The 20,288-nt window shown below is 64.4% G+C and carries 20 protein-coding genes; 19 read left to right on the top strand and 1 reads right to left on the bottom strand.

The window, feature by feature from the left end; all coding sequences use genetic code 11:
* Positions 1 to 130 precede the first annotated feature (130 nt).
* Positions 131 to 1,027, top strand: a complete 897-nt coding sequence (locus K2M58_RS09780) for an NAD(P)-dependent oxidoreductase (protein WP_220677396.1) — start codon at positions 131 to 133, stop codon at positions 1,025 to 1,027.
* Between the two features lie 175 nt (positions 1,028 to 1,202).
* On the opposite strand, the gene K2M58_RS09775 is transcribed toward K2M58_RS09780, so the two are convergent.
* Complete coding sequence (locus K2M58_RS09775) at positions 1,203 to 1,577, bottom strand: hypothetical protein (RefSeq protein ID WP_220677395.1); 375 nt, start codon at positions 1,575 to 1,577, stop codon at positions 1,203 to 1,205.
* 159 nt (positions 1,578 to 1,736) lie between these two features.
* Here K2M58_RS09775 and K2M58_RS09770 point away from each other — a divergent pair, with 159 nt between their 5' ends.
* From K2M58_RS09770 to K2M58_RS12900, 18 genes are all read left to right on the top strand, one after another.
* Complete coding sequence (locus tag K2M58_RS09770) at positions 1,737 to 3,053, top strand: RNA-guided endonuclease InsQ/TnpB family protein (RefSeq protein ID WP_220677394.1); 1,317 nt, start codon at positions 1,737 to 1,739, stop codon at positions 3,051 to 3,053.
* Between the two features lie 324 nt (positions 3,054 to 3,377).
* Positions 3,378 to 4,226, top strand: coding sequence for an alpha/beta fold hydrolase (locus K2M58_RS09765; protein WP_220677393.1), 849 nt, complete (start codon positions 3,378 to 3,380; stop codon positions 4,224 to 4,226).
* Between the two features lie 59 nt (positions 4,227 to 4,285).
* A complete protein-coding gene (locus K2M58_RS09760) occupies positions 4,286 to 5,041 on the top strand; it encodes an SDR family NAD(P)-dependent oxidoreductase (RefSeq protein ID WP_220677392.1) in 756 nt (251 codons plus the stop codon).
* 358 nt (positions 5,042 to 5,399) lie between these two features.
* The gene (locus K2M58_RS09755; protein ID WP_220677391.1) at positions 5,400 to 6,977 is read left to right on the top strand and encodes a 4-hydroxyphenylacetate 3-hydroxylase N-terminal domain-containing protein; all 1,578 of its coding nucleotides are present in this window, start codon (positions 5,400 to 5,402) and stop codon (positions 6,975 to 6,977) included.
* 61 nt (positions 6,978 to 7,038) lie between these two features.
* Positions 7,039 to 7,647, top strand: a complete 609-nt coding sequence (locus tag K2M58_RS09750) for a peroxiredoxin (RefSeq protein WP_220677390.1) — start codon at positions 7,039 to 7,041, stop codon at positions 7,645 to 7,647.
* 76 nt (positions 7,648 to 7,723) lie between these two features.
* Positions 7,724 to 8,188 carry a GlcG/HbpS family heme-binding protein gene (locus K2M58_RS09745; RefSeq protein WP_281180929.1) on the top strand — a complete coding sequence of 155 codons (465 nt, stop codon included), beginning with the start codon at positions 7,724 to 7,726 and terminating at the stop codon, positions 8,186 to 8,188.
* A 40-nt stretch (positions 8,189 to 8,228) separates the two neighbouring features.
* Entirely contained in the window at positions 8,229 to 8,654 is a 426-nt protein-coding gene (locus K2M58_RS09740; protein WP_245637682.1) for a 2Fe-2S iron-sulfur cluster-binding protein, read from the top strand.
* A 151-nt stretch (positions 8,655 to 8,805) separates the two neighbouring features.
* Positions 8,806 to 9,732: a catechol 2,3-dioxygenase gene (locus tag K2M58_RS09735; RefSeq protein WP_066201852.1), complete on the top strand. Its 927-nt coding sequence runs from the start codon at positions 8,806 to 8,808 to the stop codon at positions 9,730 to 9,732.
* Between the two features lie 161 nt (positions 9,733 to 9,893).
* Positions 9,894 to 10,583 (top strand): GntR family transcriptional regulator, encoded by a 690-nt coding sequence (locus tag K2M58_RS09730; protein ID WP_066201856.1) that lies wholly within the window; start codon positions 9,894 to 9,896, stop codon positions 10,581 to 10,583.
* Between the two features lie 319 nt (positions 10,584 to 10,902).
* Positions 10,903 to 11,577, top strand: coding sequence for a 2-keto-4-pentenoate hydratase (locus K2M58_RS09725; protein WP_252393452.1), 675 nt, complete (start codon positions 10,903 to 10,905; stop codon positions 11,575 to 11,577).
* 160 nt (positions 11,578 to 11,737) lie between these two features.
* Positions 11,738 to 13,195 (top strand): aldehyde dehydrogenase, encoded by a 1,458-nt coding sequence (locus tag K2M58_RS09720; RefSeq protein WP_220677388.1) that lies wholly within the window; start codon positions 11,738 to 11,740, stop codon positions 13,193 to 13,195.
* Positions 13,196 to 13,285: 90 nt separating this feature from the next.
* The gene (locus K2M58_RS09715) at positions 13,286 to 14,182 is read left to right on the top strand and encodes an acetaldehyde dehydrogenase (acetylating) (protein WP_220677387.1); all 897 of its coding nucleotides are present in this window, start codon (positions 13,286 to 13,288) and stop codon (positions 14,180 to 14,182) included.
* A gap of 169 nt (positions 14,183 to 14,351) precedes the next feature.
* Positions 14,352 to 15,386, top strand: a complete 1,035-nt coding sequence (gene dmpG, locus K2M58_RS09710; RefSeq protein ID WP_066202658.1) for a 4-hydroxy-2-oxovalerate aldolase — start codon at positions 14,352 to 14,354, stop codon at positions 15,384 to 15,386.
* A gap of 40 nt (positions 15,387 to 15,426) precedes the next feature.
* Positions 15,427 to 16,275, top strand: a complete 849-nt coding sequence (locus tag K2M58_RS09705) for a 2-keto-4-pentenoate hydratase (protein ID WP_220677386.1) — start codon at positions 15,427 to 15,429, stop codon at positions 16,273 to 16,275.
* Positions 16,272 to 17,069, top strand: a complete 798-nt coding sequence (locus tag K2M58_RS09700) for a 2-keto-4-pentenoate hydratase (RefSeq protein WP_066199488.1) — start codon at positions 16,272 to 16,274, stop codon at positions 17,067 to 17,069. The genes K2M58_RS09705 and K2M58_RS09700 overlap by 4 nt, the downstream gene beginning before the upstream one ends.
* Before the next feature lie 138 nt (positions 17,070 to 17,207).
* Positions 17,208 to 17,516: a 2-hydroxymuconate tautomerase gene (locus K2M58_RS13030; protein ID WP_220677385.1), complete on the top strand. Its 309-nt coding sequence runs from the start codon at positions 17,208 to 17,210 to the stop codon at positions 17,514 to 17,516.
* 47 nt (positions 17,517 to 17,563) lie between these two features.
* On the top strand, positions 17,564 to 18,046 hold the full coding sequence (locus K2M58_RS09690; RefSeq protein ID WP_220677384.1) for a flavin reductase family protein: 483 nt from the start codon (positions 17,564 to 17,566) through the stop codon (positions 18,044 to 18,046).
* 382 nt (positions 18,047 to 18,428) lie between these two features.
* Positions 18,429 to 20,261, top strand: coding sequence for an acyl-CoA dehydrogenase family protein (locus K2M58_RS12900; protein ID WP_220677383.1), 1,833 nt, complete (start codon positions 18,429 to 18,431; stop codon positions 20,259 to 20,261).
* Positions 20,262 to 20,288: the final 27 nt, after the last annotated feature.

Below are 20,288 nucleotides of genomic sequence, written 5' to 3'. Positions count from 1 at the left end.
ACCTTCCCGTGAGCACACCGGGTGGGACGCCCGGGCCCAGACCCCGATTTCCGAAAGGAGGTGAACGCCTGGTTCGGAGGGGTCCCTGCCTGAAATGAAGTTCAGGTAGGTTTTACGAACCAGGATCAGCATGACCCGTTCCCATGCGAATGCCGCCGATCCGCGCCGGGCCGTCGGATGGATCGGCCTGGGCCGGATGGGGCTTCCGATGGCCACCCACCTCGTCAAGGCGGGCATCCCCGTCGTCGCCTGGAATCGATCGCCCAAAGAAGCGCCGGAGGGGACGTTTCGGCTTGCCGCCTCACCGGCCGAAGCGGCGTCGGCCGGCATCGTTTTTACCATGCTCGCCGACGACGCGGCGACGGAAGCCGTCCTGCCGGCGATTCTCGAGGGCCTTCCGGAAGGCGGCATCCACGTGGCGATGAGCACGCTCAGCGTCTCCTTTTCCCGTTCGCTTGTCGAACGGCATGCGGCTCGGGGTCAAAGGTTCGTGGCGGCACCGGTGTTCGGCCGGCCGGATGCCGCTCAGGCGGCGAAGCTCCGCATCGTCGTCGCCGGACCGCCGGCGGCCAAGGAGGCGGTGCGGCCTTTCCTGGCGCGACTCGGCGAAGCGATCTTTGACGTTGGCGATGAACCTCATCTCGCCCATGCCGTCAAGCTCGGGGGGAATTTCCTCATCGCCAGCATGCTGGAAGCCCTTTCGGAAGCGTACGTGTTCGTGGACAAGCTCGGCGTGTCGCGGGAAGCGTTTTACGAAGTCCTGACGGCCTTTTTCCGCTCGCCGGTCTACGACAATTACGGCCGCATCCTGCTTGAACGGCGGTTTGATCCGCCGGGTTTTCAGCTTCGGCTCGGGCTCAAGGACGTCCGCCTCATCGCCAGGGCGGCCGATGAAGCCCTCGCGCCGCTTCCCCTAGCAGCGCTTCTTCTCGACCGGTATCGGGAGGCGGCCGCCAATGGCCTTGCCGAGGAGGATTGGACGGCCATCCTCAAACGCGTCGAAGCTGCCGCCGGTCTCGTGCGTTAAACGTAGGGTTCAAAAACGCCTGAATTCGGCGGGAAGCCGCGGCGCGACCTTCGCGCGAGGAGGCCGTGCCGCGGGCGGCCCGCACGGGGCGACGGCACGGCGGGAAGGCCGGGGAAAAGCGCGAAAAGGCGCCGACGGGTTCCCCGGTGGAATCGGTGATATCCCGGTCGGCATGCTAGGGCGCCCCGGACAGCATGGTCTGAAGGCGGTACGCCCGAAGCACTTCATCGAGCGTCTCGGCGTCGGGCGCTTCAAAGTCGAGGACGACGACGTCGATGGACCACGCGGCGGTCACCGTGAGCGTCCGCACCTCCCGGACGGCAATCGCCGCCCCATCGTCGCGGCAGTGCCGCTCGGTGCCGGCCGCACGATCTTGCGAGGGAGCCGTTGAAGCAGGGAGGCGGTCGGGCGCCGCGTCCGTCCCTTCCGGCAAAGCGACGGATTCCGGAGAAGGGGCGGACGGCGAGCACGGCCGAAAGCCGAGCTTTTGCATGTAAGCGCGATGCGTGCTCAGCGGAATCCCGCGAAATTCAAGTCGCGCTTGTGCCACCGTGTCGCCTCCTTTCGAACCTGCGTTTCGAACCTGCGTCGATCCATTATAGTACGCCGCGGGAAGACCCGCCTCCTTCAGGGGGCGGGATGAAAGCGGCGCTTGAACATTTGTGCGAATATCGGTATCCTCGTCTTGGACTGAAAGGAGGTGAAAGGTGTGGCCTGGAGTTCCGCCTCCCATCCCGATCGACTGCTTCTCACCCGGCAGTTTCCACTCGGACCCGACCGCCTGCCGGAGTTCGAACCGATCATGCAGGCGGCCAACCGGATCTGGAATTCGTGTGTCTGGCATTCGCGGGAGATCCGGGAAAAGGAAAACCGGTGGCCAAACGAAGGAGAGCTGAAGGCGAAGTTCAAGTTCTTCCAGGTCTGGAAGGAACTCCACTCCCAGTCGGCTCAGGCGGTCGTGGAAGAATACTTCGAAGCCGTCTCCAGCTACCGGAAGCACCGGGAAAACGGTCACGATGAAATGCGACCGCCTGATTTCAAACCGAAGAAACACCTTCGGACCGTGACCTGGAAAAAGCAAGGGTTTAAAGCCGGGGAAGATGGCCTTGTGCTGAAGCGGTCGCGGGGAAAAGATCCCGTTTCGGTTCCGCTGCCTGCGGGATGGAACGTCATCGTCCTGCCGGATGGACGAAGTGTGACCGGGACTCCGATCGAGGTCAAGGTGAAGGCGATCGTCCGTCGCCGGAAGGTGGAAAACCTCATCCTCCACGTGACCTTCGATCTCGGAGTCGTGCCGGTTCGTCCGCAGGAAGGTCCCGTCTCCGCTTACGACTACAACAGCGCGCTGGTCGCCCGGGCGACCTCCGCCGGTGTGCTGGATCTTTTCGTCGGCCGCGAACTTCTGGCCCTCGTCCAGTACCGCAACAAGGTACTGGCGGAATTTCAGGCGAAGCTGAGCCGCCTCAGGGAAGGGTCGCGGCGCTTTCGCCGGCTTCAGGCGGCCAAAGCCCGGGTCCTGGAGAAGCTCGATCGCCGGATCCGGCACATGGAGCACGCCCTGACGAAAGCGCTGGCCGAACTCGACCGTAAAGAAGGCATCGCCGTCGCCGTCCTCGGCGATCTGACCGGCCTGCGCCGCTCTGCCAGAGCCAGGATGATAGGGAAGAAGGCCAGCCAGAAGATCAACCAGATGGCCTACGATCGCCTCGGCTCCCAGCAGGTGTACAAAAACCTCATGCGTGGGATTTGGACGGAGTTTCTCACGGAAAAACACACGTCATCCACCTGCTACGCCTGCGGCCACCATCACCCGGCGTCGAGACGCCATCGTGGGTTCTGGCGTTGTGAGCGGTGCGGGTTTTCGCTTCAGGCGGATCTGAACGGCGCGGGGAATTTGCTGAAACGCCGGCTCACGGGCGACCGCATCGATCTTCCGGCGCCGGTGCCCGTCCGTGTGATCCGGCACTGGCGCTGGGATAAGCGCTACAACCGGTACGTGCATGTATCGTCAAGGGCCGGGGCTTAAACCCGGTACCTGACGTAGTCGGGACCTAAGTGACGGTCCCCTCCGGAGGCGAAAAGCCTCCGGTGTAACCCGGCAGGATGTCCTGCCGCAAGGAAGCCCTACCCCTTTAGGGGTAGGGAGGAAGTCACAACAAAATTCCTTCGTCCTTTCGCCTTAAACACCGTTTGACCGGCAATCCCATATTTGATATTTTATTCACAGATCTCCTTTTACCCCTTTGGTCAAGGAGGTGAGGCCCGGTCCGGAAGGCGATCCGGTCGTCCGGAGGGCGCACCGGCCTGAGCGCCAGGGCGACGCCGGCGGATTTCCGGGCCGGGAACCGGGATGCCGATGGAGACGCTGAAGATCAAAACCGGGGCCTTCGAGACGCATCTCAATCGCGCCGGGAACGGAAAAGAGGCGATCCTCATGATCCACGGCTCGGGGCCGGGGGCGACCGCTTTTTCGAACTGGCAGTATGCCCTCGCCGAATTCGGCGCGACCTACTCGGCCCTGGCGCCGGATCTCATCGGGTTTGGCGAGAGCACCCATCCCGACCCACCGCCGACCGGCGTGCGCGCATGGATTCGGCTGTGGGTGCGGCAACTTCTGGATCTTCTTGACGTGCTCTCCATTGAACGCGCGCATCTCGTCGGCAACTCCCTCGGCGGCGCGGTGGCCCTTCATCTCTTGATGGAAGCGCCGCATCGTTTTGAGCGGGTCGTGCTCATGGGTCCGGCCGGCGCGCCGTTTCCGATCACGCCGGAGCTGGACCGCATCTGGGGCTTTTACGACGACCCGACGGAAGGAACGATGCAAAGCGTTATTCGCTGGTTCGCCTATGACGAAGGCTTCATCGCCGACCGCCTGGAAGAGATTTCGAAAAGCCGTCTTCAGGCGGCGCTCAGGCCGGAAGTACGGCGGAGCTACGAGGCGATGTTCCCGGCGCCGAGGCAGCGGCATGTGGACGATCTCGTCGTCCCCGAATCGGCGCTCCGGCGGATCCCCCATCCGGTGCTGATCGCCCACGGTCGTGAAGACCACATCGTCCCTTACGAGACGAGCCTGCACCTGGTTCGGCATCTCCCGAATGCGCGGCTCTATCTCCTGGGGCGGTGCAGCCACTGGATCCAGATTGAACATAAGGACGCGTTTCACCGGGTGGTCGGCGCCTTTTTGCGCGGGGAAATCTGAGGGCGCTTCCGATCGGGGCGGGCCTCGTCAGGAGATCCCGGAGGAAGGGAAGGGGAATCATGCCGCGCCTGAAGGAGAAGCGGGCGATCATCACCGGTGCGGCCAGGGGCATCGGCGCGGGAATCGCCGAGGCCTTCGGCCGGGAGGGCGCGTCGCTTGTCCTTCTCGACAAGCGGGAAGACCTGCTTCGCGAGACGGCCGAACGGCTGAAGCGGCTCGGGTATGCGGTCGAAGCCTCCCCGTGCGACGTGGCCGATCCGGAGGCGGTCGAACGGGCGGTGGCCGCCGCGGCCCAAGGCGGGCGCATCGATGTGCTGGTGAACAACGCCGCCGTGATCCCGCGGGTGCGCCCCTTTTATGAAATCAGGCCGGAAGAATGGGCCCAGGTGCTCTCGGTGAACCTGCTTGGCAGTTTTTGGATGTCCCGGGCGGTCTTCCCGCATATGCAGCGGCAGGGGGGCGGGCGGATCATCATGATCGCTTCGCGGACGTATTTTTATGCGCCGCCCGGACAGGCGGATTATGTCGCTTCCAAAGGCGCCTTGATGGGCCTGGCGCGGGTGATGGCCCGGGAGCTCGGGCCGTACAACATTACCGTAAACTGCATTGCTCCGGGCTTTCTGCCGACTCCCGGGGTGCTGGAGAACATGCCGGACGCCGGCGAACGCCGGCATGACCTGCTTAAAAACCAGGCGATTCAGCGCCCGCAGGAAATCGGCGATTTTGCCGATGCGGTCGTCTTTCTGGCTTCGGACGACGCCCGCTTCATCACCGGCCAGACTTTAATCGTGGACGGCGGGATGTATTTTCATTAATGCCGTCAGGTTTCGATCCGTGTTTTTTTGCGGAAGCGCGCGCCCGAGCCGGATCCGGCCGCCGATCGGCCGGAAGGGCGAGATCGGCGCGCCTTCCGTTTTATTGTTTCTTAAAAATGAGCGCATTTATTTTATGTTGACATGTTATTGGATATCTGATAAGATTCTCGATGACGAAGGATAGGCAGCGGGGGGTGAGAGCGCTTGCTTTAGCGAAAAGGGAAAATCGGCAGGCTTCGGGGCTGGAGATTTCCGAAAGGAAAAAAACGCGAGGAGGGAGTGTAGGGGCTGGGAACGGTTGAAAGCGGAAACAAGCGAAGGGAAGCTCAGAAATCGCAAAAGGAGTGAGGGATTCGAAATGACTGTAGAACAAAAAAGTGCGACCCGTCCTTTTACCGGTGAAGAATACTTGGAGAGCCTGCGGGACGGGCGTGAGGTGTACATCTATGGGGAACGCATCAAGGACGTTACCACCCACCCCGCGTACCGAAATGCGGCTCGGATGTTCGCCCGCTGGTATGACCGCATCCATCAGCTACATGAAGAAGACGAAAAGCGGGGCGGACCGGAAGCCTGGAAATGGACGGTGCCGACCGACACCGGAAGCGGCGGCTGGACGCATCCGTATTTCCGGGCCTCCAAAAGTGCGGAAGATTTGATCAAAGGACGCGACACGATCGCTGAGCTGCAGCGCGTCGTTTACGGCTGGCTCGGGCGGGCGCCGGACTATAAGGCCGCCTTTGTGGGGACGCTGGGGGCCAACAGCGACTTTTATGCGCCGTATCACGAAAACGCCAAGCGGTGGTACAAGGAGACGCAGGAGCGGCTCATCTTCTGGAACCACGCCATCGTCAACCCGCCGGTCGACCGGAACCGGCCGATTGAAGAAGTGGGCGACGTCTTCATGCACGTGGAAAAAGAAACCGACGCGGGCGTCATCGTCTCCGGCGCCAAAGTCGTGGCGACGGGAAGCGCGCTCACGCACATGAACTTCATCGCCCACTATGGGCCGATCCCCATCAAGGACAAAAAATTCGCCCTGATCTTCACCGTGCCGATGAACGCCAAAGGCGTCAAACTGATCAGCCGGCAGTCGTACGAATACGTGGCCGCCGTGGCCGGCAGTCCCTTTGATTATCCGCTCTCCAGCCGCCTGGATGAGAACGATGCGATCCTGGTGTTTGACCAGGTCCTGGTCCCGTGGGAGAACATCTTCGTCTACGGCGACGTGGAAAAGGTCAACACCTTCTTCCCGCTCTCCGGGTTTATCCATCGCTTTACGCTGCACGGTCTGACGCGGCTCGCGGTGAAGCTCGACTTTATCGCGGGGCTTGTGCTCAAGGCGATCGAGGCGACGGGTGTCAAAGATTTTCGCGGCGTTCAGGCCCGCGTCGGGGAGATCATCGCCTGGCGGCACCTGTTCTGGTCGCTGTCCGAGGCGCAGGTGCGCAATCCCGAACCGTGGGTCGGCGACTACGTGTTGCCGAGCCTGGCTCCGGGTCTGGCGTACCGGGTGTTTGCGACGGAAGCCTACCCGAAGATCAAGGATCTGATTGAGAAAGATCTGGCCAGCGCCCTCATTTATCTGCCGTCGAGCGCCGCAGATTTCCTCGATCCGGAGATCCGGCCCTATCTCGAAAAGTATGTCCGGGGTTCGAACGGCTATGACGCCAAAGACCGCGTGAAGCTGATGAAGCTGCTCTGGGATGCCGTGGGCTCGGAATTCGGCGGTCGGCATGAGCTCTATGAGCGGAACTACGCCGGCAACCATGAGAACATCCGCCTGGAGGTCCTCCTTACGGCGCTGCAGACCGGCGACGCGAAGCGTTTCACAGAATTCGCCGAACAGTGCATGGCGGAATATGACCTTGAAGGCTGGACGGTATCCGATCTCGTCAATCCAGACGACGTCGGAACGGTCTTTCGGCGCCGCTGAGGCCACGGAGTCCAGTCCGCTCCGATGGCGCCAACCGATGGTTGGGGAGGAGGGATGAGGCGTGGAGGCAGGGCAGGCCGTCTTGAAACTCGGCGATGCGCTGCCGGACATCGCGCTTCCGGCCTACTTTCCGGAGACGAAGGCGGACGGGACGATCCACCTCGGCCCGTCGGCGCCGGAGAAGCGGTGGACGATCCTCGTCTATTATCCGGCAGATTTTACCTTTGTCTGTCCGACGGAGCTCGCCGACTTTGCCCGGCACTATGACGCCTTTCGGGCTCTCGGGGCGGAAGTCGTCGGCGTGAGCACCGACACCGTCTACACCCACAAGGCGTGGCTGGAGTCGGAACGGCTCCTCAGCGACGTCCGCTTCCCGATGGCCGCCGATCACAACGGGCGGCTGGCGCGGCTCTTCAACATTTACAACGAAGCGGACGGGACGGCGCTTCGGGGGACGTTCCTCGTCGATCCGGACGGCATCCTTCGGGCGCAGGAAGTGACGTGGTACGACGTCGGCCGGAACGCCGAGGAGACGCTCCGGCTGCTGGAAGCCTTCGAATTTGTGCGCAACAATCCGGGTGTCGCCTGCCCGGCCGGCTGGCGGAAGGGGCAGAAATTCCTGAAGCCGGGGATGGAGCTCGTCGGCAAGGTGGCGGAGGCGCTTACTTGAAGCATTTGATGAATTAATTGACATTGACGCCTTTTTCGATGTTAGATATCATATCAGATACCGGGTGCGTGGCTCGGTGCGCGGATTCGGCGCGGTGGAAAAGGAGGACGAGCGGGTGGAGCGGTACATCCCCGTCAAGCACATCTCCCTGGCGCTGGCCGCCCGCATGCTGGAGGCGGCGGTCCGGAAGGCGGAAGAACTGGGGGCACGGGTGAACATCGCCATCGTCGATGCTTCGGCCCAGCTGAAAGCGTTTTATCGCATGGACGGCGCCCCCCTGCTTTCGATCGGCATCGCCCAGCGGAAGGCTTATTCGGCGGCGGCGTTCGGGATGGAGACGGGCAAGTGGTACGACATGATCAAGGACAACCCCCGCCTCCTGCACGGCCTTCCGCACACGCCGGATCTGACGATCTTCGGCGGCGGGTTTCCGATCGTCATCGACGGCGAGATGATCGGCGCGATCGGCGTGAGCGGCGGGACGGAAGAACAGGACGAAATCATCGCCCGGGCCGCCCTGGCCGTCGCGGCGGACGCCTGAGCCGGGCTTCACCGCCGCCCCTTTCACACGGAGGAGAAACATGCGGGCGAGAGCGGAAGGACGGGAACGGACGATGGAGGCGCCGAAGACGGTAAGGGCCGGCAAGGCGGAGCCTAAGGGGGCGGTCCGCATCCGCATCGACCCGGATGGTGTGGTCGTCGTCGGCCGCGCCGGCGCCAACCTGCTGTCTGAATTGCGGGAGACGTATTACGGCCGCGTCGGACGACCGGCGTTTCCGGGCTGTCGCAGCGGGGGATGCGGGTACTGCAAGGTCGAGCTGCTCGAGGGGGAGGTGATGCTCGGCGACACGTACTCCAGGGGCGCTCTGACCGACGAGGAACGCGCCGACGGCCGCATCCTCATGTGCCGCGCGGAGCTCGTTGGTGACATCGCCATCCGGATGCTGCCGAAAGACGACCCGCTGGCCCGGCTTCTTTTGCGCTTGAAGCGCGAAGGCCAGACGTGAGGTCCTCCGGCGCCGATGCGCGATCCGGCCGCCGGTCGACCGAGGCAAACGCCCTGCAAATAACAAAGTGCCGGAAAAATCGCGGCGTTGAAAAAGCCCGCCGGAACAAAAAAGGATCCGTGACAAAGATCGAACAAGGAGGGTTCGAACGATGGGCGAGGGCATCATGCGGCTCGGATATGTCGTCACCCGGGTGACGGATCTGGAGGCTGCCCGGAAGCACTACGTCGAGGTCATGGGCATGGAAGCGACCGACCGGACGGACAGCGCCATTTATCTGAAAGGCTGGGACGAATACGACCACCATTCGATCGTCCTGAAAAAGGCCGACCGGCCGGGCCTGGAGAAGATGGGCTTCAAAGTGCACACGTACGACGACCTGGCCGAACTGGAAAAGCGCCTTATTCAGTACGGGGCGAGCGTGACGCGCTTCTCCAAAGGAGAAAATCATAAAGTCGGCGAAGGGGTTCGCTTCCGGCTGCCCTCGGGGCACGTGATGGAGCTTTACGTCGAGATGGAGTATGTCGGCAAGGCGCTGCCGCAGCTCAATCCGCCGCCGTGGCCGGAAGGGCTCATCGGCGTCGGCGCGCCGCGGATTGACCATCTCCTCATCACCGCCGAGCGGCCGCAAGAGACCGTTGATTTCCTGATGAAGGCGCTCAATTTCTACATGAGCGAGATGGTCGTCGAGAAGCCCGATTCCGACGTTCCCATTGCGGCGTGGCTTTTCCGCAGCAATACGCCGCATGACATCGCCATCATCCCGGGGAAGGATGAGGGCCTGCATCACTTTGCGTTCTGGCTTGACGAATTTAACGACCTGCGGAAAGCGGGCGACGTCTTCTCCAAACACGACGTGCCGATCGATGTCGGCATCGAGCGGCACGGCATCACCCGCGGCCAGACGATTTACTACTTCGACCCGTCCGGGAACCGCAACGAAGTGTTTACCGGCGGCTACATCGCCTATCCGGATATGCCGGTCGTCAAGTGGACGGTGGATCAGCTCGCCCGCGGCATCTTCTACTTCAACCACCGCCAGGAGTGGATCGAAGGCTTTACCGGGGTGACGACCTGAACCGCCCGGGCGGTATGCACGGGGCGAGCGAGGATGGGAGTCCTCTTGAAGTGCGGCCGCGTGCTCATAGGGGAGAGGCCCAAGGCGCTTTGGGCCTCTTCTTTGTTAAAATATGTGATATAATCGAGGCGGACACACGCTGCACTTCGGGAGGATGAGCGATGACTCAGATGCCGGCCACGCGGGCCGAGTGGGCATATGAACAGCTCAAGGAGAAAATCCTGTCCAACGAGATCGCACCCGGCGAGCGGCTTGTCGTCGATCAGATCGCCCGCGATCTCGGAATCAGCCCGATGCCCGTCCGCGAAGCCATCCGGCGCCTGGAAGCGGAGGGGTGGGTGGAAAGCAAGCCCTATATCGGCGCCCGCGTCGCGCCGATTCGCTTAGAGGAACTGGAAGAGCTGTATACCATCCGCCTGGCGTTGGAACCGATCCTGGCCCGCACGGCGGTGGACAAGGCGACGCCGGAGGTCATCGAGGAGCTGGAGGCGCTTCTCCGGCAAATGGATCGGGCCGTCGAGGCGGGGGACGCCGCGATGTTCAGCCGGCTCAATTACACCTTCCACCGGACGCTGTATGACCTTTCTCCGTGGCGGGAACTCAATCGCATTGTCACGGCGGTCTGGGAAAAGTCGGCGCGCTCGCGCTGGATCTTCGTTCAGACGCCGGAAGCGATGCGCGAGTCGCAGAGCGAGCACTGGGGCATGCTGGAAGCGTTGAAGCACAAGGATGCCCGGCGGATGGAAGAACTGATGCGGCAGCAAAAGCAGCGCTCATTTGAAAACTTCATGAGCTATTTAAAGCGTACGCTTGAGATGTCCGAGTTGAAGTCTGCAAGGGAGGGCAATTAGCCCGCCCGGCAGCGCCCTGCGCCGGCGGACGATCGCGTTTCTTCGTACACGCGCGTTTCTTTGAACGCGTCACCGGTTTTCCTGCATTGAAGGTGATACATCCGTGCATCACCGGGGGCAAGGAGAAACGTCGGTCCGAATGTTCCGGGCGTTGAGAAAACGCGCCACTGCGTTCCGGTGGCGGAGGGTTTGTTTGCGGTGGGCTTGAAAGGAGAGAAAAAGGATGGGGGGAATCCCGCACCGGGACTTGGCAAGGCGGCTATGGGAGGCGCGTCTTAGGCGCACCCCCATTTCGCCCCTAACGGAAGAGTGGCCGGAGATGACGGTGGACGACGCATATGCCATTCAGGATCACCTGATCGCGTTCTACCGCGCGGCTGGAGACCGCCCGGTGGGATTTAAGCTTGGGTTTACCAGTGCAGCCATGCGGCGCGCCCTGGGCGTAGAACAGCCCAACTATGGTGTCCTGATGGCGAGCATGCTTCGATCTTCTCCCGCTCGGGCACTGGAAAGCTTTATTCATCCGCGCGTGGAGCCCGAGATTGCGGTGCGCGTGCATCGCGAACTGTATGGTTCCGACCTGGATGAAGCTCAAGTGAAAGGTGCCATTGAGGCAGTGGCGCCGGCTCTGGAAATTGTGGATTCTCGCTACGAACACTTTCGCTTTACCTTTCTCGATAACACGGCCGACAACTCTTCGGCGGCGGGTGTGGTACTGGGCGAGTGGCGAGAGGCATCGGACATCGATCTGGAGCGTTTGAGCGTCGTCCTGAGCGACGGGTCTCACGAATGGAGGGGATCGAGCGCGGACGTCATGGGCAGTCCCGTCAAAGCGGTGGCCTGGCTCAGCGGGGAATTGGCGCGCCGGGGTCGATCCCTCCCGGCTGGATCGGTGATCCTCACCGGGGGGATGACCGCCCCCCTGCCGTTGCGGCCGGGAAGCAGGGTTGTAGGAAATTTCGGGAACCTGGGAACCCTCGTGATCCACGGGTGAGCCTCAACTCAGATCTGGAGTGAGTCGTGACTCCTGAGCAAATTTCATAGAATCCCAGGCGGCCGGCGGACGTCCCTTCGATCGCGAGGAAGCGTCGATGGTTGCTCGCGCCTAATTTTTGATATATAATCTGATCAAATCGTTGAAAGGAGGCAGGCGGATGGTTCAGACCGTCGCCCAGACCCATCATGCGCGGCTGTTCATCGACGGGGCGTTTGTAGAATCGTCGGCCGGAAAGCGCTTTGTGAACATTAACCCGGCGACCGAGGAAGAACTCGGCTGGGTGGAAGAGGCGACGAAGGAAGACGTCGATCGGGCGGTGCAGGCGGCCCGGCGGGCGCTTCAGGGGCCGTGGGGTCGTCTTTCGATCCCCGAGCGCATCCGGTTGGTCCGGCGCATCGGCGACCTCATCCTGGAGCGGCGGGAGGAGTTTGCCCGGCTCGAGACCCTCGACACGGGGAAGCCCTACTGGGCGGCTTACGAGCACGAAATCCCGCGGGCGGCGTACAACTTTCACTTTTTTGCGGATTATTTGCACTCGGTCGGCACCGAAGCGTATCAGCTCGATGCGGGGCAGCTCCACTACGCCATCCGCCGGCCGGTCGGCGTCGTCGGACTGATCACGCCGTGGAACCTGCCGATGGTGCTCCTCACCTGGAAGATGGCGCCGGCTCTGGCCATGGGCAACACCGTCGTCGTCAAGCCGGCGGAGCTTTCGCCTCTTTCGGCGACGCTCCTTGCCGAGGTGATCCAGGAAGCGGGCATCCCGGACGGGGTGGTCAACGTCGTGCACGGCTTCGGCCCGAATTCCGCCGGCGCCTTCCTCGTCGAACATCCGGGCGTGAACGCCATCTCCTTTACCGGCGAGACGACGACGGGCAAGACGATCATGGCCAACGCCTCCCGGAATTTGAAGCGGCTATCCTTTGAGCTCGGCGGCAAAAACCCGAACATCATCTTCGCCGACGCCGACCTCGATGAGGCCATCGATATGACCCTCCGTTCGAGCTTCCACAACCAGGGCGAAGTCTGCCTCTGCGGTTCACGCATCTACGTCGAGCGGCCGGTCTACGAGGAATTCCTGGACCGCTTCGTCAAGCGGACGAAAGAACTCGTCGTCGGCGATCCGTTCGATCCGAAGACGTTCGTCGGGCCGCTCATCAGCCGGGAACACCTGGAGCGCGTCATGGGCTACGTCGAGATCGCCCGAAACGAGGGACGCATCCTCATCGGCGGCAAGCAACCGGAAGGGCTCACTCGGGGGTATTATCTCGAACCGACGATCGTCGTCGACATGCCGGACACCTGCCGGGTGATGAAGGAGGAAGTCTTCGGCCCGGTGGTGACGGTCTCGCCCTTCGACACGGAGGAAGAAGTGATCGCCCGGGCGAACGACACCGAGTACGGCTTAAGCGCCACCGTCTGGACGACGAATCTGAAGCGGGCCCATCGCGTGGCCCATCAGCTGGAAGTCGGGATGGTCTGGATCAATACGTGGTTCCTCCGGGACCTTCGGACGCCCTTCGGCGGCATGAAGCAGAGCGGCATCGGCCGGGAGGGTGGTATGCACAGCGTCGAGTTTTATTCCGAGCTCACCAACATCACCGTCAAGCTTTGACGGGCCTTGAAACCTCTCGTCGATCGATCGGTGAGCCGCGACGGCCAAACCGGCGGCCCCGGATCGGGGCCGCCGAAAGGAGGGACCGCGATGTCCCGCAAGTTGCGGGTGGCGATCATCGGGTCGGGGAACATCGGCACCGACCTCATGTACAAAATGTTCCGCAGCCCGTATCTCGAACCGGTGTGGATGATCGGCATCGATCCGGAATCCGAGGGCCTGAAGCGGGCCCGCTCCCTCGGCCTTGAGACGTTCGACGCCGGCCTCAAGCAGGCGCTTGAGGCCGGCGTGCGGCCGGATCTCGCCTTTGACGCCACGAGCGCCAAGGCGCACATTCGGAACTGGAAACTGCTCCAGGAACACGGCATTCAGGTGATCGACCTCACCCCGGCGGCCCGCGGTCCGTACGTCTCCGCGGCGGTGAACCTCGGCGAGCACCTCGACACTCCCAACATCAACATGATCACCTGCGGCGGGCAGGCGACTGTGCCGATCACCTACGCCGTCGGGCGTGTCGTGCCCGTGCAGTACGCCGAGATCGTCGCCACCATCGCCTCCAAGAGCGCCGGTCCCGGGACGCGGCAGAACATCGACGAATTCACCGTCACCACCGCCAAGGCGCTCGAGGTCGTCGGCAAGGCGAAGAAGGGCAAAGCGATCATCATCCTGAACCCGGCGGAGCCGCCGATCATGATGCGGAACACCGTCTACAGCCTCGTCGGCGACGTCGACCGCGAGACTCTGGACAAAATCGAACGATCGATCCACGACATGGTCGCCTACATCCAGACGTACGTGCCGGGCTACCGCCTGAACCGCGACATCGTCTACCGCGACGGCGTCGTGAGCGTCTCCGTCGAAGTCGAGGGCCTCGGCGATTTTCTCCCCGTCTACGCCGGCAACCTCGACATCATGACGACCGCCGCCGTCAAGGTCGGCGAAGAGATCGCCAAGCACCGCCTGGCCCTCGTCGAGGAGAAAGCGTAAGCGCCGGCGCGGGCGGCTTGTGCGCCGGGCGCTTCGGCGAATCGGGCGGAACGCGCCGGTCGAACCGGCCCCAACCGACAAAAAGCCGGCGCCAAGCGGCGGACGCCTTCCGGCCCGCCGCTTGCCCAGGGGCCGGCGAACCAAACCTTCCAGAAAGGCGGGGAAGCTCATGCCAAAGGCGCCGCGCATCGCCGTCACCGACGTCACGCTTCGGGACGGCATGCACGCCATCCGGCATCAGTTCAGCGTCGACGACGTCCGGGCCATTGCCGCGGCCCTCGACGACGTCGGCGTAAGCCACATCGAAGTCTCCCACGGCGACGGTCTCGGCGGCTCGACGATCCAGTACGGCTTTGCCAAAGAAAACGAAGACGACCTCATCCGGGCTGCCCGGGAGGTCGTCCGGCGCGCCCGCCTGACCGCGCTCCTGCTTCCCGGCATCGGCATCATCGAAGACATGAAGCGGGTCCAGAAACTCGGCGTCGAGACCATCCGCATCGCCACGCACTGCACCGAAGCGGACATCTCCGAGCAGCACATGCGGGAAGCGAAAAAGCTGGGCCTGGAAGTCGTCGGCTTCCTCATGATGGCCCACATGCTCGCGCCGGAAGATCTCGCCCACCAGGCGCGGCTCATGGCCAGCTACGGCGCCGACGTCGTCTACGTCGTCGACTCCGCCGGCGCGATGCTGCCCGAAGACGCCTACGCCCGCGTCAAGGCCCTGCGGGAGGCGCTTCCGGACACCGTCGAAGTCGGCTTTCACGCCCACCACAACCTCGGCCTGTCCATCGCCAACTCCTTTGCCGCCGTCGACGCCGGCGCGACCCGGATCGACGCGAGCTTAAAGGGCCTCGGCGCCGGCGCCGGGAACACCCCCCTCGAAGTGTTTGCCGCCGCGGCGGCGAAGCGGGGCCTCGAGACGGGGCTCGACCTCTACAAAGCGATGGACGCCGCCGAAGACGTCCTCCGGCCCCGGGTGCCCCGGCTCGTCGAGATCGACCGGGCGAGCCTCACCTTAGGCTACGCCGGCGTCTACTCCAGCTTCCTCCTGCACGCCTACCGGGCGGCGGAACAGTTCGGCGTCGACGCCCGGGACATCCTCGTCGAACTTGGCAAGAAAAAAGTCGTCGGCGGCCAGGAAGACATGATCCTCGACGTCGCCCTAGCGCTCAAAAAACAAAAAGAAGCCGCCGCCGCCCGCTGAGGGCGGCGGATGAGTTCCCGCGGCCGATGGAGGGGAACCGATGACCGACCTTAAAGCCCTCGCCGATCGCCTGTGGGAGGCCGAGCGAACGAAGACGGCGATCCCGCCGCTTACGGCCGACCATCCCGAGCTTACGCCCGACGACGCCTACCGCATCCAGCTCCTCAACATCGAACGCAAAACGGCCTTAGGCGCCCGCGTCGTCGGGAAGAAGATCGGGCTCACCTCCAAAGCGATGCAGAACCTCCTGGGCGTGGACGAACCGGACTACGGCCACCTCCTCGACACGATGCAGGTGGTCGCCGGATCGCCGGTGCCGTGGGCGCCGCTCTTTCAACCGAAGGTCGAAGGCGAGATCGCCTTCATCATGAAACGGACGCTGAAGGGTCCGGGCGTGACGTATCTGGACGTTCTCGACGCCGTCGAGGCGGCCGTCCCGGCGATCGAGATCGTCGACAGCCGCATCCGGGACTGGAAGATCAAGCTCCAAGACACGATCGCCGACAACGCCTCGTCGGGGCTCTTTCTGCTCGGGCGGGCGGCCCGGCGGGTGGAAGACGTCGATCTGGCGGCGGTGGGCATGGCGCTTTACAAAAACGGGACGCTCGTCAACACCGGCGTCGGCGCCGCGGCCCTGGGGCATCCGCTGTATAGCGTGGCGTGGCTGGCGAACTTTCTCGGCCGCTTCGACATCGCCCTGGAAGCCGGGGAGATCGTCCTGTCGGGGGCGCTCTCGGCGGCGGTGGACGCCGCCCCGGGCGACCGGTTCACCGTCGCTTTCGACGGATGGGAGACGCTGGAGATGACATTTGCTCCGGCGGAGGAAGGAGCCCCTTCCGGTGCCGGAGCCGCGGCGGCCGAGGGGGGCGAAGGGAGGCGCGGCGGATGACCGAAGCGTGGACCGAAGAGGGCGGCGCGGCACGGGCGGTTGAGCATCTGCGGGCGGCGGTCCTCCGGCGACGGCCGATTCCGCGCCTTACCGAAACGATGGCGCTCTCGCTGGATCAGGCCTATGAGATTCAAAAGCGGTTGATCGAGGTCGATCTCGCCGCAGGCGCCCGCCGGATCGGCTATAAGATGGGGCTGACGAGCCCGGCGAAGATGAAGCAGATGAACGTCGACGTTCCGGTGTTCGGGCAGCTTCTCGACCGGATGCTCCTTCAGGACGGGGCTCCTTTGCGAAGGGAGGAGCTCATTCACCCGCGGGTGGAGCTCGAAGTGGCGGTCATCCTCGGCGATGGGGTGGACCCGGACCGGGTGAAGACCGTCGACGACGTCGCTTCGCGCATCCGGGCGATGGCCGTCGCGCTGGAAGTCATCGACAGCCGCTACGAGGGATTTCGCTTTACCCTGCCGGACGTCGTGGCCGACAACGCTTCGGCGGCCCGGTTCGTCCTCGGTTCGGCCTTCGTTCGGCCTTCGAAGGACGTCCATCTCTGGGGGGCGCGGCTTTTTAAGAACGGCGAAGCCGTCGGATTCGGTACGCCGGCCAACGTCCTCGGACATCCGTTTGCGGCGGTGCTGGCGCTGGCGCGGCTTCTGGCCGAACGCGGCTTTCCGCCGCTCGCCGCCGGCGACGTCGTCCTCACCGGGGCGATCGGCGAGGCCGTTCCGGTGGAGGCCGGTGACGTGGTGGAAGGCGTGCTGGATCACGCCGGAAGCGTGCACCTTCGCCTGGTCTGATCGGGCCGGGGGCGGTTTCAGACGGGCCGTGCCTCCTTTAGGCGAGCCGTGCAGGGGGCTCCGCGGGGCGCGGTCGGGAAGATCCGGGTTCGGGTCGCGAGGCTGTTGAGGATAGAATCGGAGGGGAGCGTTCAAACGATGCCGCTTATTCAGATCACCTTGCTGGAAGGGCGCACGGAAGCCCAGAAGGCGGCGCTCATCAAGGCGGTGACGAAGGCCGTCGTCGAGGCGATCGGCGCGCCGCCGGAAAGCGTTCGCATTGCGCTGTACGAGCTTCCCCGCACCCACTGGGCGGTCGGTGGCGTCACCAAAGCCGAGCTCGAGGCCAGAGCCCAGGCGGCCGATGCCGTCCCCGGCGGGGCGGAAGGTGAACGGTCGGATCGGTTGCGGGCGGGGGCCGGCGAAGCACTCCCGGACGCCGACGAGGCGCTCCCCGCCCGCCGCTGAAGCGGTTCGAGCAGGAGCTTCGTGATCTTCGAAAGGATGGATGGCCCATGTTCGATACGCGCGATCTCCGATACGCTTTCGGCCGCTTTGCCACCGGCATCACGGTCGTCACCTATCGGACGGACGACGGTCCCCGGGGGTTTACGGCCAATTCTTTCACGTCCGTCTCGTTGGATCCACCGCTGCTTCTCATTTCCGTCGACCGGAAGATCCAGGCGGCCCGGTACCTGCCGGAGACGCCGTTTGCGGTCAACATTTTAAAGGCCGAGCAAAAGGCGCTGTCGGATCAGTTCGCCGGCCGCGCCCGCGAGCCGGTCGCCGTTCCGTGGACCGAAGGGGCGTGGGCGCCCCATTTGAGCGAAGCGCTGGCGGTGTTTGAGTGCACGCCGTGGCAGACGTACGACGGCGGGGATCATCTGCTCGTCGTCGGCGAAATCCGCCGCTACGCCTACGGCGATGGGGACGCCCTGACGTACTTCTACGGCCGCTACGGAACGCTTCCTCAGCCGGAAGAGGCCCGAAAGGGGTAGGCGCGCGTCGATCTTCTCGGTTTGTGCTCCTCCGCCGACCGATCTCCGCGGGAGAAACGGACGGCGGTTTTTTGCGCTTGCGGTCGAGCGAGCGCTCGTATACAATCGTCAATGAAGAAATGTCAAATGAGTTCGGCGCCGCACGAGGCGCTTTGATCGCGATCGGTGACGATGCGATGGGTTGCGATGCGACGCGAGGGAGAGGGGCGGGGTCCATCCCGTTGATCGAGCGAGCGCTCGGTTGCCGAGTTCGCCGAATTGTTCGCCGGCGTGTTGGCCAAAGCGGCCGCAGACGTCCTGCCGCGGGAAGCGCTCCTTCCGGAGGGCATCTGCGCCGCCGGAGCGACCGGACGGCCGCCGGCGGCCGAAAGGGGGAGAGATGATGGTGCAGGCGTCGCTTTCCGGACCGGTTCACCCGCTCGTCCGCTCGATCCTCATCCCGGAGGCGAAGACGTCGGAGCACCAGCTCATCGAAACGACGGCCCGGTCCTTCGTCGAAGAGCGCGTGCTTCCGCACCTTCCGGCGCTCGAAGCCCACGACGACGCCCTTTTGAAAGCGCTTTATCGGGAGGCCGGCGAGCTCGGCCTTGCCGGCGTCGACGTGCCGGAGGCGTACGGCGGCCTCGAGCTCGACGCCCTGTCCGTCCTCCTCGTCACCGAAGCCCTCGGCGAGGCCGGCGGCTTCGGCGTCTCCTTCAACATCCACAGCGGCGTCGGCACCCAGCCGATTCTCTTTTTCGGCACGGAAGAGCAGCGGCGCCGCTACGTCCCCGATCTCGCCGCCGGGGTGCGCATCGGCGCTTACGCCCTCACCGAGCCGAACGCCGGCTCCGACGCCTTAAGCGGCCGCACCCGGACCCGCTGGGATCCGGCGGCCGGCGTCTTTCGGCTGAGCGGCGAAAAGCAGTGGATCTCGAACGCCCGGGTGGCGGACGTGTTCATCGTCTTCGCCCGGCTGGAGGGGGAAGGCCTCACGGCGTTTATCGTCGAGCGGGGGAGCCCGGGGCTTTCCGTCGGGCCGGAGGAGCGGAAGATGGGCATTCACGCGAGCCCGACGGCGTCCCTCATCCTCGACGAGGTGCCGGTGCCGGAGGCGGGCCTCCTTGGCGCCCCCGGCGAGGGGCACCGGGTCGCCCTGTCGGTTCTGAACCTCGCCCGGCACAAGATGGCCGTCTACGCCCTCGGCCAGAGCCGTCGGGCGCTCCGCTTCGCCGTCCGTTTTGCCAAAGAACGAAAGCAGTTCGGCCGGCCGATCGCCGAGTTCGGCCTCATCCGGGAAAAACTGGCCGAGATGTTCCTCCGGCACGCGATCGCCGAAAGCATGGTCTACCGCACCGGCGGCGAGCTCGACGGCGACAAGAAGGCGATCGTCGCGGATCTTTCGGCCGACGGCGGCGCGCCTCCGTCGTCGGGCACCCCCCTGCCTGAGGGCGTCCGTCCATCGGAAGCGGACCGGGCGGCCGTCGTCCGGCGCCGGGCGGCGACGCTGTCGCAGCGGATTGCCGCCTGCGCCTTGAACAAAGTGCTGGCCACCGAAGCGCAGGGTGAGAACGTCGACGAAGCGGTGCAGATCCACGGCGGTTACGGTTACATGGCGGAGTACGAAGTCGAGCGCCTCTACCGGGATGCCCGCATCACCCGAATCTTTGAAGGGACGAACGAGATCAACCGCCTGGCGGCGGTGCGGGATCTCATCGGCAAAGACGGGGCGCCCAAGCCGTGGCCGTCGCCGGAGACGGCGGCCGCCGCCGCAGGGGACCGGCGGCCGTTTGCCGATTCGGCGCTCGCTTCAGCGGTGCGGGAGGGAGCGGCGGTCGCCGAGGCGGTGCTCTATGCCGGCTCGACGCGGTTTTCCGCGCTCTTCGAGGCGGCCCGGCGCCGCTTTGGACCCGCGCTCCCGGAGGCGCAGGCCGTCGTTCGGCGCCTCGCCGACGCCCAGGCGGCCCTTTACGCCCTCGAGTCGACCCTCGCCCGGACGGTGAGGGCCCAGGCGGCCGGGGCCGGTCTTCCGGCCGATGCCGCCGGAGCGCTTCTCGCCCTCGCCGGGGCGTGGGCAAGCCGGACGCTCCGGACGAATATGGATGAACTGGAGCGGCACCTGGGCGCATCATCCGCGGCCCCGCCCCCCGCATCCGGCGGCGAGGGGACGGCGCCGGTCGACGTCATCCGGGCGGCCGAGACGCTGGCCGACTACGTCCTTTCGGCCCGGTTGTGAACGCAAGCGGTGGCTGCGACGCGACTC

Origin of the sequence: Hydrogenibacillus sp. N12, from assembly GCF_019645935.1 — a bacterium.
GTDB classification, from domain to species: domain Bacteria; phylum Bacillota; class Bacilli; order Thermicanales; family DSM-22653; genus Hydrogenibacillus; species Hydrogenibacillus schlegelii.
This window is presented reverse-complemented; position numbering and strand designations above follow the sequence as displayed.

What these genes read in the sequence shown, in the direction of transcription:
- K2M58_RS09780 (WP_220677396.1), top strand. Translation starts at nt 131, where the DNA reads ATGACCCGTTCCCATGCGAATGCCGCCGATCCGCGCCGGGCCGTCGGA.
- K2M58_RS09765 (WP_220677393.1), top strand. Translation starts at nt 3,378, where the DNA reads ATGCCGATGGAGACGCTGAAGATCAAAACCGGGGCCTTCGAGACGCAT.
- K2M58_RS09760 (WP_220677392.1), top strand. Translation starts at nt 4,286, where the DNA reads ATGCCGCGCCTGAAGGAGAAGCGGGCGATCATCACCGGTGCGGCCAGG.
- K2M58_RS09755 (WP_220677391.1), top strand. Translation starts at nt 5,400, where the DNA reads ATGACTGTAGAACAAAAAAGTGCGACCCGTCCTTTTACCGGTGAAGAA.
- K2M58_RS09740 (WP_245637682.1), top strand. Translation starts at nt 8,229, where the DNA reads ATGCGGGCGAGAGCGGAAGGACGGGAACGGACGATGGAGGCGCCGAAG.
- K2M58_RS09735 (WP_066201852.1), top strand. Translation starts at nt 8,806, where the DNA reads ATGGGCGAGGGCATCATGCGGCTCGGATATGTCGTCACCCGGGTGACG.
- K2M58_RS09730 (WP_066201856.1), top strand. Translation starts at nt 9,894, where the DNA reads ATGACTCAGATGCCGGCCACGCGGGCCGAGTGGGCATATGAACAGCTC.
- K2M58_RS09725 (WP_252393452.1), top strand. Translation starts at nt 10,903, where the DNA reads ATGACGGTGGACGACGCATATGCCATTCAGGATCACCTGATCGCGTTC.
- K2M58_RS09720 (WP_220677388.1), top strand. Translation starts at nt 11,738, where the DNA reads ATGGTTCAGACCGTCGCCCAGACCCATCATGCGCGGCTGTTCATCGAC.
- K2M58_RS09715 (WP_220677387.1), top strand. Translation starts at nt 13,286, where the DNA reads ATGTCCCGCAAGTTGCGGGTGGCGATCATCGGGTCGGGGAACATCGGC.
- dmpG (WP_066202658.1), top strand. Translation starts at nt 14,352, where the DNA reads ATGCCAAAGGCGCCGCGCATCGCCGTCACCGACGTCACGCTTCGGGAC.
- K2M58_RS09705 (WP_220677386.1), top strand. Translation starts at nt 15,427, where the DNA reads ATGACCGACCTTAAAGCCCTCGCCGATCGCCTGTGGGAGGCCGAGCGA.
- K2M58_RS09700 (WP_066199488.1), top strand. Translation starts at nt 16,272, where the DNA reads ATGACCGAAGCGTGGACCGAAGAGGGCGGCGCGGCACGGGCGGTTGAG.
- K2M58_RS13030 (WP_220677385.1), top strand. Translation starts at nt 17,208, where the DNA reads ATGCCGCTTATTCAGATCACCTTGCTGGAAGGGCGCACGGAAGCCCAG.
- K2M58_RS09690 (WP_220677384.1), top strand. Translation starts at nt 17,564, where the DNA reads ATGTTCGATACGCGCGATCTCCGATACGCTTTCGGCCGCTTTGCCACC.
- K2M58_RS12900 (WP_220677383.1), top strand. Translation starts at nt 18,429, where the DNA reads ATGGTGCAGGCGTCGCTTTCCGGACCGGTTCACCCGCTCGTCCGCTCG.